The organism is Nocardia heshunensis (assembly GCF_054782115.1).
In genome coordinates this window covers 475,387-488,619 of the sequence record NZ_BAAGTC010000004.1, presented here as the reverse complement: position 1 = coordinate 488,619, position 13,233 = coordinate 475,387, and the positions used below count along the sequence as shown (strand labels likewise).

9 protein-coding genes are annotated in these 13,233 nt (G+C 68.6%); 1 reads left to right on the top strand and 8 read right to left on the bottom strand.

What is annotated here, in order from left to right:
• The first annotated feature begins 174 nt into the window (after positions 1 to 174).
• Complete coding sequence (locus tag ACYVN4_RS14865) at positions 175 to 894, top strand: GNAT family N-acetyltransferase (RefSeq protein ID WP_460721365.1); 720 nt, start codon at positions 175 to 177, stop codon at positions 892 to 894.
• A 106-nt stretch (positions 895 to 1,000) separates the two neighbouring features.
• Here ACYVN4_RS14865 and ACYVN4_RS14860 read toward each other — a convergent pair whose 3' ends face one another.
• The 8 genes from ACYVN4_RS14860 to ACYVN4_RS14825 form a co-directional block, all read right to left on the bottom strand.
• Complete coding sequence (locus tag ACYVN4_RS14860; protein WP_460721363.1) at positions 1,001 to 2,212, bottom strand: N-acetylmuramoyl-L-alanine amidase; 1,212 nt, start codon at positions 2,210 to 2,212, stop codon at positions 1,001 to 1,003.
• Positions 2,213 to 2,356: 144 nt separating this feature from the next.
• The gene (gene trxA, locus ACYVN4_RS14855) at positions 2,357 to 2,695 is read right to left on the bottom strand and encodes a thioredoxin (RefSeq protein WP_452397674.1); all 339 of its coding nucleotides are present in this window, start codon (positions 2,693 to 2,695) and stop codon (positions 2,357 to 2,359) included.
• An 11-nt stretch (positions 2,696 to 2,706) separates the two neighbouring features.
• Positions 2,707 to 3,690, bottom strand: a complete 984-nt coding sequence (gene trxB, locus ACYVN4_RS14850) for a thioredoxin-disulfide reductase (protein ID WP_379359139.1) — start codon at positions 3,688 to 3,690, stop codon at positions 2,707 to 2,709.
• Positions 3,691 to 3,798: 108 nt separating this feature from the next.
• The gene (locus ACYVN4_RS14845) at positions 3,799 to 4,677 is read right to left on the bottom strand and encodes a hypothetical protein (protein ID WP_460721360.1); all 879 of its coding nucleotides are present in this window, start codon (positions 4,675 to 4,677) and stop codon (positions 3,799 to 3,801) included.
• A 140-nt stretch (positions 4,678 to 4,817) separates the two neighbouring features.
• Positions 4,818 to 5,387, bottom strand: a complete 570-nt coding sequence (gene sigM / locus ACYVN4_RS14840; RefSeq protein ID WP_460721358.1) for an RNA polymerase sigma factor SigM — start codon at positions 5,385 to 5,387, stop codon at positions 4,818 to 4,820.
• 277 nt (positions 5,388 to 5,664) lie between these two features.
• Entirely contained in the window at positions 5,665 to 10,011 is a 4,347-nt protein-coding gene (locus tag ACYVN4_RS14835) for a murein biosynthesis integral membrane protein MurJ (RefSeq protein ID WP_460721356.1), read from the bottom strand.
• On the bottom strand, positions 10,008 to 12,530 hold the full coding sequence (locus ACYVN4_RS14830; RefSeq protein ID WP_460721354.1) for a DUF6049 family protein: 2,523 nt from the start codon (positions 12,528 to 12,530) through the stop codon (positions 10,008 to 10,010). Before ACYVN4_RS14830 ends, ACYVN4_RS14835 begins: the two co-directional genes overlap by 4 nt.
• Positions 12,527 to 13,093: an NUDIX hydrolase gene (locus ACYVN4_RS14825; protein ID WP_460721353.1), complete on the bottom strand. Its 567-nt coding sequence runs from the start codon at positions 13,091 to 13,093 to the stop codon at positions 12,527 to 12,529. Before ACYVN4_RS14825 ends, ACYVN4_RS14830 begins: the two co-directional genes overlap by 4 nt.
• Positions 13,094 to 13,233 lie beyond the last annotated feature (140 nt).

The following is a 13,233-nucleotide window of genomic DNA, read 5'->3' as shown; positions in this document are numbered from 1 at the left end:
GGTCCACCCCGAGGGTCGCAGTGGAAACGTCACTGTGACGTTCGGGTTTATGGCCCTGGAGAGGCGTACAGCGTTGATCGCTTATTCTTTGTGGCGAGCACTGTCTTTTTGGCAAGCACCGTGTGATGCGGCGTGAGTGTGGATGAATCGGAAAGCTGGAGGCTGAGCAGAGCGGTGTCGACCAGCGTGACCGCACTTACCCTCGGCGGACTCGACAAACTTCCGGTACACGCGCGAAGGTGCGTGTTCTGGGAGATCGATCCGGCGGTGGCGGCGGATTCCCATGACTTCAGCGATCCGGGCTTCGAAAAGGAGGCCTGGCTCTCGACCGTGATGCTGCAGTGGGGTTCCTGCGGCCAGGTCGCCATGGTGGAGGACAAGTCGGCCGGGTGTGCGCTGTACGCGCCGCCCAGCGCGGTGCCGCGGGCCGGACTGTTCCCCACCTCCCCCGTAAGCCCGGACGCGGTGCTGCTGACCACGCTGAGCTCCGAAATCCCCTTCCAGGGGAACGACATCGGCAACCAGCTCATCCAGGCTGTAGTGGCCGATCTGGTGCGTCGTGGCGTGCGGGCGATCGAGGCGTTCGGGATTCGCAAGGATCCGCCGACCAGTCCGATGCCGGCGGTCGGTTCCATGACGCTGCGAGAGCGCATCGGCACGCCCTTACGGTCCCCCGCCCCGGCCCCGTCGGGGTGCTCGCCCGAGCAGTGCATGATCGAGGCCGACTTCCTGGAGGACGTCGGTTTCAAGGTGGTCGCGTCGCATCACCGCTTCCCGCGGCTGCGACTGGAACTGGATCACGAGCACCTGTGGAAGGAAGACGTCGAGCGCGCGCTCGATCAGCTTCTGGCCGCGGCAGCCCTGACCATGCCCACCCGGATGGCCACGCGCTGAGGGCCCAGCCCCTATGTTTCACATGAAACAAACCCCTCCAACCCAGAAGGGTTGGAGGGGTTCTTGTTTGGGGGGTTTGGGGGCGTAGCCCCCATCATGCCTCGCCTCAGAGGCGGTCGGCGGCAGCCAACTCTTCTGCGAGCAACTCGGCGAATGTGTAAGTCCCCGTGGGCTGATCGTCCTGGCCGAGCAGGTACAGCCGCTTGACCGAGATCAGGATCGCCTCGGCGATCACATCGCGCATGCGCGGGTTGGTCAGCACGCCGGAGTCGTAATCATTGGAGAGGTAACCGATGTCGACCTGGACGGTCGGCATCTTGGTGAGGCGCAACAGGTCCCAGGTGCGGGCGTGAGTGCGGCAGTCCTGCAGGGAGGTCCGCGCCACGATCTCGCGCTGGATGAAGCCGGCCAGCACCTGTCCGATCATGGAGGTGGAGCCGTGCGAATTGCCGAAGTGGAAGCTGGCCACCCCGCTCGCGGTGGTGCTGTCGTTATTGGCGCAGCGCAGCGAGATCATCAGGTCGGCGTCGAAGGTGTTGGAGGTCTCCGCGCGCTCGGCATCCGAGGGGTTCGCGCCCCACGGCCGGGACAGGAAGGTCTCCATTCCGGTTGCGGCCATGCGCCCTTCGAGTCGGCTGGCCAGATCCCAGAGGATCTCCGATTCGTAGACGTCGCCGAATTCGGTCGGTACGCCCGAACCCTTGTCCGGCCCACCCAGACCCGGATCGATGACGATCCGCTTGCCGGTGAGCTGCGGTCCGGCCCGGTGCACCACTTCTTCCTCGGCGATGCGGTGCGGGTTGCCGCCGGTGACGCGGGCGCCCAGCAGATCCAGTGAGCGCAGCGTGTCCGGACCGCAGATGCCGTCCGAGGACAGCCCGATCTCGCGCTGGAACGAGGTGAGTCCCTCGTGTGTGTGCGGCCCGAAATAGCCGTCCACCCGGTGCACATAGAAGCCCAGATCCTGCAGTCGCCGCTGGAGGGTGGCGACATCGTCGCCGTACAGCGGCGCGGAGAGCTGATAGATCAGCGTCCGTGCGCCGAGTCGGTAGGAGGCTTCCTTCAGCGCTCGGTAGGTGGCCGGACCGACCACGCCATCGACCAGGAGTCCGCGGTGCTGCTGAAAAGCACGCACCGCGGAGTCGAGATCATGGTCGAAGGTCGCTTCCGAGTCCTTCCAGTACTCCCCGCCGAGAAACTCCCCACCGGAACCCGAAGGGTCGGTATTGGGATGGGAATGCAGGAACCCGAGGCTTGCCAGGGTGCTCCGAACCTCTGCTACGGCTGGTCCTGTATCGCCGTGACGAAGTCGGTGCATGCGTGAGAGCCCTTTCCTTCCGCCAACCCGGGTACCCACTCATGCGGCGGTTCACACCTTCGCACGACCGGAGCGTTGAATGATTGTTTCAGACCCGGACCGAATTTCGGCAACTGTCGAGTGCAGGCATCCTACGGCGAGTCGTTAAAGAACATCTTGTAGTTCACGCAAGAGGGCGGCTTTGCCCTTTGCTCCGACGATCCGCTTGGTTTCCTTGCCCCCTTGGAACAGGACCATGGTAGGCAACGAGAGGATCCCGTAGTGCTTCGAGGTCTCCGGGTTGTTGTCGGCGTCGAGCTTGGCGATGGTGATCTTGTCGCCGTTGGCGGCCGCGATCTCCTCCAGCACGGGGGCGACCATCTTGCACGGACCGCACCAGGCGGCCCAGAAGTCCACGAGAACGGGCTTCTCGCTGAGCAGTACCTCATCGGCGAAGGTGGCGTCGGTCACCGTCTTGGTGGCGCTGGTCTTGGCATCGGACATTGCCATGCTCCTTAGTTACTGACTTCCACCGGCTGACCGGCGTGATCGAGGGTGTTGGTGGTGATGTCACCCTGGTCGGCGAGCCAACGCTCGGCGTCGATGGCCGCGCGGCAGCCGGTGCCCGCGGCGGTGATGGCCTGACGGTAGGTGTGGTCCACCAGGTCGCCGGCGGCGAAGACGCCGGGCAGCGAGGTGTAGGTGCTCTGGCCCTTGACCTCCACGTAGCCCTCGCCGTCCAGATCGACCTGGCCGCGCACCAGTTCGCTGCGCGGGTCGTGGCCGATGGCGACGAAGAGGCCGGTGGCGGCCAGCTCGGAGGTCTCGCCGGTGCGGGTGTCGCGCACGGTGAGGTGGGTGACGGAGGTATCGCCGTGCACGCCAATGACTTCCGAGTTCAGCAGGAAGCGGATCTTGTCGTTGTTCTTGGCGCGCTCGAGCATGATGCGGGAGGCGCGGAACTCCTCGCGGCGGTGGATGATCGTCACCGAGCTAGCGAACTTGGTGAGGAAGGTCGCCTCCTCCATGGCCGAGTCGCCGCCGCCGACCACCACGATGTCCTGGCCCTTGAAGAAGAAGCCGTCGCAGGTGGCGCAGGCGCTGACGCCGCGGCCGAGCAGTTCCTGCTCACCGGCGACATTGAGGTAGCGGGCCGCGGAACCCATGGCGAGGATCACGGCGTGCGCCTCGTAGACCTCGCCGCCGACGGTCACCTTCTTGATGGGACCGGTCAGGTCGAGGGCGTCCACGTCCTCGGTGCGGATGTCGGTGCCGAAGCGCTTGGCCTGCTCCCGCATCTCCTCCATGAGGTCGGGGCCCATGATGCCCTCGCGGAAGCCGGGGAAGTTCTCCACCTCGGTGGTGGTCATCAACGCACCACCGAACTGGGTGCCCTCGAAGAGCAGCGGTTCGAGTTCCGCACGGGCGGCGTACACCGCGGCGGTGTACCCGGCCGGACCGGAACCGACGATGATCAGGTCGCGAACAGGCGTGCTCAAGGGGCCCTCCGAAGCTGTTTGCAGATTGGCTCGAATTTTTCGAGCGTGAGCGTGTCGGTCAACAACAGCCTAAACGCTGTTGTTCCCGACCCTGTTCGCCCTCGGGCCTCAGCCGATATCGGCGCGTCCGAGGATTTGCGGATTGCCTGCGCCGCAGCCGGTTCCGAGAACCGCCGCGGTGATCTGCGGCGGGGTGGGCCCGGCGAGCAGCACCAGCACGCCCGGAGTGCCCGAGAACACAACATTGCGGGAGCCGAGCACCTGATGGTCCAGCCCGGCCGCCTGTAGGCAGGTGCTGAGGGCGTTGCCGGCGGCCAGCGGACCGGTGATGTCGTGGTGCCCCATGGCGGCGAGCAGGTTCGCGGGCGGCATGGTGGGGTCCAGATTGGCGTCGGCGGCCGATTGGGCGGCCGGGGCCACCGTATGGGTGCCGAGCGCGTCCACGGCCACCACAGCGCCCGCGACGACGGCTGCCGCTGCCGCTGCGACGGTGAGCCAGCGCAGGCGGCGAGACGGGCTCTCGGGCGGGACGGGCTCGCCCGGTTCCTCCTCCGGCTCCGAATCCGTGGTCGGATCCTTGAGTTCGTGGGGGTCGAGTCGCCCGGTGTCGAAGATCGATCCGTTGAGGATCGGGATGGGTGCGGTGGCGGCGGGGGCCGGATGGGTGGAGCGGACCACGGGTGGGGGCGCGACGGGCAGCCGGGTGACGGTGGCCATCCGGTCGGTGCCGGTGGCGAGGTCGGCGATCATGGCCTCGAGCCGGTCGGCCACCTCGGCGGGCATGGGGTGCGCGATGTGCTCGTCCTGGCCGAGATCGCGCAGGCGGGCGTCGACGCGGTCGAGGGAGCTCAGGTACCGCATGGCGTCGGGATCGCGGCGAACCGCGGGCCAGAGCCGCTCGGATTCGTCGGGTGGAACGCTGCCGGCGTGCAGGTCGGCCAGCAGTTCGGTGGAGAAGGGCGGCGTGGGCACCGTGGTACCGGCCATTGCTCCTCCTGTTTCATCCATTGCCCCTCCAGGGCGTCGAGATGGGAATCGCAGACCTGTCTTTGTATCTGACGCACCGGAACCGTACAAGGTTCCGCTGATATCCAGTTATTGCCAATTTCCGGTCGTGCTAGCGCAATTCAGGTGTCGAGCGAGCGGAAGTGCGTTTCGAGTCGCCGCCGCCCGCGGGCACAGCGGCTCTTGACCGTGCCTTCCGGAATACCCAGCAGCGCAGCGGCATCCGCGATGGAGTAGCCCTCCATCTCGACCGCTACCAGGGCGGTGCGCTGGTCTGCGGGCAGCGTGAACAGCGCGGCGTCGACCAGTAGGCCGGTCTCCAGGGCGGCGTAATCGTCTCGGGGGCACCGGGGTTCGTTCGCGGTGTCCTCGGGCAAGGGTTCGGTGCGGCGCAGCTTGTTGCGGCGGATGCGGTCCAGGCAGGCATTGAGCACGATGCGGTGCAGCCAGCTGCGCACCTCGGCATCGCCGCGAAAGCGGGCCGCGCCCCGGTGGGCGGAGAGTAGCGCGTCCTGGAGCGAATCGGCGGCGTCCTCGGGGCCGTAGGAGGCGCGTAGCGCGGTCTGCCAGAGATGGTCGTAGTGGCGGCGGAGGAGTTCGGCGAAGGCGTACGGTGCGCCGCCTACGTGGGCCGACAACAGGTCGCGATCGCTGACCTGCCGCTCCTGCACGAGTTCGTTCGCTGACGACAATGCATCCCCTCAGACCGGCGGGCACGGCCGCAACCACGGCCGAACGTCACCGAGTTTTTTTGGCTGTCCTCCGGAACCGTGAGACCTGGCTTCCGAGAGCTCCCCTTGCCGAGAGTACGCAAGATCATATCGAAGATAACGATTCGATAGCAACGGATCGCGCGAAAAAAGCCCTGGTAGGCGGGCTGTTCGGGCGAATCGGACGGAAGATGACCGCCCAGAATGTGATCAACCGGAAGTCGTCACGGCTGTCTTGAAACCCCCAGAATCCCCGGTACTACTGCGCCGCTTCGAAGCGGATTTCCGCGATCGAGGACTGGAACTGTCCCCCGTTGTTGGCCAGCTGCGTGATCCAGATGAGCACGTACCGGGCGGGCTGGTCGGCCCGCACCGGGATCTCGGTGGTGCCGTCGCCGAGCACCGCCGACCCGATCAGCTGAGTCTGATCGAGGGTCGGCGAGGCGGTCGGCGAACTGCGGATCTCGACCTGCGTTCCGGGCGAGGGCGATTCGATGATCACCTTGGTCAGCTTGCTGGGGCTGCCCAGGGTGGTCAGCACGCCCACGCCCTTCTTCAGGGCCGGGAACTGCTGGAAATAGGCATCGGTGCGCCAGGTGGTGGCCGGATTGTTGTCCAGCACCGCCCCGACGCTGCCGATGTTGTCGGGCGTGCCCTCGGGCGAGAACACGGTGGCCCCGGTGACCGGCACCGGCACGCCGCCGGTGGCGGGCGCACCTGCCGGGGTCTGCGGAGCCCCCGGGCTCGGCGGCGGGGTCGCCGAGGTGGTGAGGCCGATATTGTGCTGCTCGTTGAGCGGAGCGTTGGAGGAGCCGGGCGCGAACACGCTCAGCAGCCACCAGATGATGACGCCGACCGCGAGCGCGCCGAGCACGCCGAGTCCGACCAGGATCCACATCATCCGCTGCGAGCGTTCCTTCTCGGCGGCGAGCAGGTCCGGATCGGCGAGGGTCTCGTCGGGTGCGCTGGACGGCTTCTGTCCCAGTCTCAGCACCGGGATGAAGTCGGTCTTCTGGTCCACCACCGACGCCTGTTCCAGCACGTGCTGGACGGTGGCGGCGGTGCGCACGCCCTTGTTGGACTCCATCGACCGCACCGCGACCGCGGAGATCTCGAAGGGCACCTCGGGCCGAATGGTCCTGGGCTCCACGGGGGTTCCGTCCGGCCCGAAGTCGGCCAGCGGCAGCCCGCCGACGGTGGCCGCGGTCCCGGAGACGCCGGGGATGCGGATGGGCCAGTGCGCCGTGATGAGGGCGTAGAGCATGGCGCCGAGACCGCGCACATCGGACTGGGCGTCCGAGTCCGACAGTGTGCCCGGGAAGGCCAGCACGGCGTCACCGGTGGAGCTGATCCGGATTCGGTCGGGATCGTCGATGGACAGCGAACCGCCACCGCGGTGCGCCATTTCGGCGGCCGCGGCCAGCGCGCGGATGGCCCGCGCCGCGCCGATGGGCGAGGGCACCGTCTCCGCCATCTCCCGCAACGAGCGGCCGGGTGTCCATTCGGCCACCACGATGCCGCCCGAGGAGCCGCGCACCACGTCCAGCACGCGGGCCAGGCCGGGCGAGTTGATCCGCCCCAGGCGCAGCGTGCGGGACAGAATGGCCTGCGGCCCATCGTGTCCGGAGTTGTCGGTGGCCTGCTGGTCGGCGTCGACGAAGGTGAGCGCGACCTCGCGGTCCAGCTTCACGTCCAGCGCCTGCCAGAACTTGAGTCCGCGCGCGCCGCCGTGGCTGGCCAGCAGCCGGTAGCGGCCGCCCGCCACGGACGCGCCGGGCGTCAGTTTGGGGCCGCGCTGGATGCGCTTGCTCGGTGATTCCACCCGCATGGGCGGCATCATCGGCGAGACAGCCTCGTACACACCGGTTTCGGGACCGGGGTGGTCCTCCTCCGGTAGGTCCTCCGGTTCGCCGCGATCGCCGGACCCGCCGGAGCGGGCCTTGGATTCGGCTGGGCCACCGGATTTTCCGCCGACCTTGCCGGCTGGAGGGATGTCCGTGGAGAGCCCGCCGCCCGCGGCCGTTGCGGATTCGGCGGCCGGGACACCGCCCGCCGCGTCGTCGCTCACCCTCGTTCCTCCTTCGCCCTGATGTGTCGAAGACCGATGTGTCGGAGCCGGAACCGCTGCGCCGGTCTCCGGAGTATTGCGGAAGCCGCCGTCCGATGTGCCGCGGGAACTGTCCGTGGGCATGCCGGGTCGAGCAGTTGCGTTTGCCTGCGGAACAGGGTACGGGAACTCACCCGTCCCGGTGATGTCAACCGCGTCGGGCCGGATGACGGGCAGCACCATGGTCTGCGCGTCGAGGTACGGGTCGAAGCGGTAGTAGTAGGGCGCCGCGCGCAGATCCGGCTTGGGCAGCAGGGTGGTCGAGTGGACGTCCTCGAGCGGCGTGCCGTCGAGGTCGAGATCGGGTGCGGGCGGCGTGAAGCCGAGCCGCCGCGAGATGGCCACGGTGATGGCGACGATCTCGGGGATGCCGAGCAGCCGCATCAGGCCGAAGGCCACGCCGAACATGACGATGGCGGTGAGCCCGACCCGCACCAGCGAGCCGATACCGCCGAAGGATTCCGAAAGCCGGTGCAGCTGCAGCACCTTGTCGACGATCAGCATCACCACGCCGCCGGCCAGCGAGGCCAGCACGACGCGCGTGATGGTGCGTCCGACATTGGCCATGCGCAGGTCGCCGAGGCTGCGGTGCAGCAGCCAGCCGCCGATGATGGCGCCCGCCAGGAAGCCGAGGCCGTTGGCGACACCGAGCGCGATGACCACGTGCCGGTCGTCGACGACGTAGGGCGCGATGGCCGACAGCACGATCTTGACGCTGGTGATGCCGAGGATGATCCAGGTCGGGGTCCACGCCTGTTCGCGGGCGTAGAAGACGCGCAGGTGAATCAGCACCAGCGCGTAGGGAATCAGCGTGAAGGCGGACCAGGACACAGCCTCGCCGAGGCGTCCGGCGTGGTGGCCGAAGCGGCCGTATCCGTAGAGCGCCATGCCGATCTGGGGTCCGGCGAAGGTCAGGAAGGTGACGATCGGCATCAGCGCGATCATGGTGAGCCGGGTGGCGGAGCCGAGATCGTCGACCACGGCGGGCGTGTCGTCCGCGGCGGCATTGCGGCTCAGGCGCGGCATGATCGCGGTGAGCAGGGTCACACCGATCACGCCGTACGGCAATTGCAGCAGCGCCCAGGCGTTTTGGTAGATCGCGGGTCCGGCCTCGTCGGCGTGCGAGGAGACGCGGGTGGCGAAGGTCCAACCGGCCTGGCTGATGAAGACGTACAGCATGATGGCCGCGCCCATGCCCGCGAACTGCTTGAGCCGCTGGTCGACTCCCCACAGTGGGCGCAGGTCGATGCCCGCCCGGCGGATGGCGGGGATGAGGCTGCCCATCTGCACGATGACGCCGACGGTGACGCCGACGCCGAGCAGCAGCAGTTTCGGCTCGCTCATCTTGACCGGGTTCAACGTGATCTCGCCCGGGGTGATCATGTAGAGGCACAGCACGACCAGCACCACCACGTTGTTCAGAACCGGCGCCCAGGCACCGGGTTTGAACATCTGATGGGTGTTGAGGATCGCCATCAGCAGCGCGGACATGCCGTAGAAGAGGATGGCGGGCAACAACAGATAGGTCAGCGCGGTGGTGAGCCCGGTGTTGACCTTGCCGTCGTTGGACAGGAACAGGTGCGTGGTGAGCACGGGTGCCAGCGCGGTGGTGATGATGGTGCCGGTGGCCAGGATGGTGAAGGCCGCGGTGACGAGTCGCCGGACGAAGGCCGCACCGTTGTCGGCGTCCTCCTTCTCCGCGCGCACCAGGGTGGGCACCACGATGGCGGTGAGCACCGCGCCGAGCAGCAGCTCGGAGATCATGGTCGGGATGGTGCTGGCGACGGTGAAGGCCGAGGCGATGGCCGGGCCCAGCACGGTCAGCAGCAGGAGCTGTTTGGCGAAGCCGGTGATGCGGCTGACCAGGGTGGCGACGGCGATGGATCCGGAGTCGCGCACGAGGCGGGTGTTCGAGTTGTCCGGGCGCTCTTCGACTTGCACGGGAGCGGCAGGCCGGCGCGGCACCTGACGCTGTTGACCGCTGGGCGGTCCGGAGCGCGGGTTCGACAGTGGCGGCGTGGGATACCTCTGGCCCGGCGGCAGCGAGCGGGGTCCCGCGCCGACGGCGGCGTTGCCCTCGGTGCCCGGGTGTCCCCAGTGGTAGCGCTCTTCGTTCGGCGGCGGGCGGTGTCCCGCGGCGGGATCGGGTCGGCCTTGCGGCTGCCGGGGGCGATGCATGATGGGGCCGGATTCGGGTCCGGGCGGTACCTGTCGCTGCGGACCGGACGGTTGACCCGGATACGGGCGACCCGGAACCCCTTGCGGATTCGGCGGAATCGGCCGCTGGGCGCCGGAGGGCGGGCCCTGCGGGCCGGGTACGCGCGGCTGCTGACCGGATCCGGGACCCTGCGGTCCGGGTACCCGGGGCTGTTGACCGCTGCGCGGCCCGGGGCGTGGCGGCACGCCACGTTCCCAGGGTGCCGAGGGCGCGCGCCGCGGCGGCGGCCCGTCGGGTCCCTCTGGTCGGCCGGATGAGCGCGGCCCGCCGTACTCGCTCACCGTGCCTCCTGTCGTTTCGACTCCCGTTTACGCGCGCGCCGACTCTGCCGCGTCCCCGGGTCGAACCCTTCGTCGGCCGGATCGGACTGTCCGCGGAAGCGGTGCCACAGTCGGCGACCGACCAGCAGGAGCAGCAGTGCGCAGGCGCACGCCGTAATTATTGCCAACACCTGACCGTAGGCGTTGGACCGCACGGATACCGATACCGCATTGCCGAGTGGCACGCCGTCGGGTGTGGTAAGCGCGATGGGAATGACCAGGTTTCGGCTGTCCGAAACCTCGGTCGGGATCTGGAAGGACCGATTTCCCTTGGCGGGCAACTGCTGTTCGCCGATATCAGTGATGTTCGTCTCGGCCGGGGCGTCGATCTTGAACCGCACCCGGATGGCCACCGGCAAATCGTTGCGGGCCACCAGCAGCAACGGGCTCTGCTCGGAGGCGAGGGTGTAGACGCCGCCGGGCGGCAGCACGGTCACCGAACCGAACAGGTTGTCCAGGGTTTTGGTGGTCTGGTCCAGGCGGCGCTGGGCATTGGTGTCCGCGGTGGCGGCCGAGGCGCGGCGATCCGACAGCGTCAGTGTCCGGATCAGGTCGTCGCGCAGCGGGGTGAGGAAGGCGCGCGGGCTGAGTTCCTGCTGCGGCACATCCACCAGCGCGCTCATCAGTTCGGTGATGCGCTGGGCTTGCTGGTGCACGGGTTCGGCGAAGTGCGCGGGCACCGCGTCGTCGGCGGCGGCCGCGAGGTAGTCGAGGTCGTAGGGCTGCGGATCGGGCTGCTGCGCAAGCAGATCGGTGAGCGGCCGGGCGGTGGCGAGGCTGTTGCGCAGCATCAGATCCAGCTGCCCGAGCACCGCGGCGGCCTCGTCGCGATTGGCCCCCCACTGCTGCGGCGGCATCAGCAGCGCCGAGCGGGGCCGTCCGGGCTCGGGGTTGAGCGCGGTCCACGACAGCGCGCCGAGCGCGTCCTGCAGCCGGGCGGCGCGGGAGTCGACGGTGACGTCGTAGCGGACCTTGTCCGGGGTGAACGGCGGTGTGGGCGGGTTGGATCCGATGGCGGCCAGTGCGGTCGCGGCCCAGATGTCGAAGGTGGCGGCGTGCAAGGCCACCGGTGCGGGCGGCGGGTTCACGCCCGGGGGCGGCGGCATCGTGATGTCGGCCAGGTTCACCAGGTCCGGGGTTCCGGGCTCGGTGGCGGCGGGCGCGCCGGGTGCGGTCGGGGTCTTGCCCGCGGTCAGGTTGGCGCGGGCGTCGCCGGTGGTGACGGCGCTGTCGGCGAGCACGGTGGTGGTGAACCCGTGGTGCGCGAGCAGAGTGGCGGCGTCGGTGTCGAGGGTGCCCGCGTCCGGAACGGCCACGCCGCGCACCGATTTCACCGACAGCAGCGAGTCCACCAGGTCGGCGGGCGCGTTGAGCGCCCGGTCGGCCAGGGTGACGTCCCCGGTGGCAGCCAGCGCGGTGGGGTCGACCTGCGCGAACGGCAGTGCCACCACGCACATTCCGGTGGCGACCGCGCGCAGTCGTTCCAGCCACGCCTTGGCGGCGTGGGTGCCGGTGCCGTCGCGGGTGGACCCGTCCGGATCCGACGGGCTGGCCAGCACCCGATAGTCCTTGGTCATGTCGGACACCGTGATGAGCAGGTCCGGGTCGACGGCCAGGCACAGCGCGTTGATCAGGTTCTTGTCGCGCCCGCTGTCGGGTTTGAGCACGCTCTCGAGCGCCGACAGCAATTGGTCGAGCCGCCCGCCCTGGGCCAGCGAACCGGCCAGATCGTCATCGGTGAGCAGCGCCGCACCGTCCGGCGAGCCCGGCTGCCCGGCCACCAGTCGGGGCCGGTCGGCCAGCGGCCACAGCATGGTGGTGGCCACCGGTCCCCCGTCCGGGGCGGCCGGAGTCGGCTGTGCGCCCTGGTGTTTCGGGTCGGTGCCGCCGGGCACCCCGAGCACGGGCAGCAGGAAGCGGGCGTCGTCGAGACGGGCCTGGCCGCCGTAGTCGGGCTGGCCGTTCACGTTCAGCAGCAGCGGGTAGACGCCGGGCGCGGTGATGTCGATCGGCGAGACCCCGCTGGGCAGTTCGGTTCCCGAGTGCAGGGCGATGGTGAGGCTGAACTGTTTGCGCTGCCCGGCGGTCAATTTGTCCGTGACATCCTGGAATTCACCGTTGACGTCGTAGTTGATCTGATCCAGCCGCAGTGCCGAGCGCAGCCCGCTGGGATTGGTGACCGCGGCCCCGCGCTGGATGCGGATGCTGATGTCGTTGACCGGCCGGTCGCCGATATTGGTGACGGTTCCGGCCACCACGAAGTAGGGGTCGCTGCTCGCGGTGATGGCGGTGGGCGTCACCGAATCCAGGGACAGTTTCAGGAATTTGGGTCCGGTGGGCTGTCCGCTGCCGGTGCCGGTGGGTTCGGCCGCGGCAATGGGCGTGCCGAGTCCGGGTCCGATGATTCCCAGTGACGTGAGCACCGCCAGCATTACCGCGACGAGTGAAAGCAGCGTGCGCTGCGATCCCGCACGCGTCATTGTCTGCCGTTCTCCATCCGGTCGATCAGCCGGTTGGCGACCTCGGCCAGCCTGCGCTCGTCAGCGTAGGCGAGCCGGGAGTCTAGTTCGCTCAAGGGAACCCAGGCCACCTTGGTGACTTCCACGTCGGCGTCGGAGAGCTCACCGCCGAGTGAACGCATCAAATAGTGGTGCACGGTTTTGTGTACCCGCCGGCCCTCGGTGACGAACCAGTAGTCGATGCTGCCGAGTTCGGCGACCACGGTGCCGTGGATGCCGGTCTCCTCCTGGACCTCGCGAATGGCGGTCTGTTCGGCCGTCTCGCCCTCTTCGATGTGCCCCTTGGGCAGCGACCAGAGCAGCCGGCCGCGGCGGTCGGTGCGTCCGATGAGTGCGGCACAGCGCTTTTCCCGCGGACCGTCGAGTCCGTCGACGACCAGTCCGCCCGCGGAGGTCTCGCGGACGGTGCGCATGCGGGGTTTCGGCGCACCCGTGCCCGCGCCCGTGGTTTTCGCCGCAGTACCGGCCGAACCGCGCCGCCGGGGCTGGCGGCGTCGACTGTTCGCACGATCGGCCGGGGACACTGCGCCAGTCTATAGGTGAGTGTGGCTCTGCCCGCCCCACCGCGGTAGCTCCTCTATATAGAGAGCCCTCATAGCTGGTAGATGCCGTTCACGGCGCGGCACGCCGGGTCCGCGGCGGGGGTGACCGGAGGCTTTTCGGG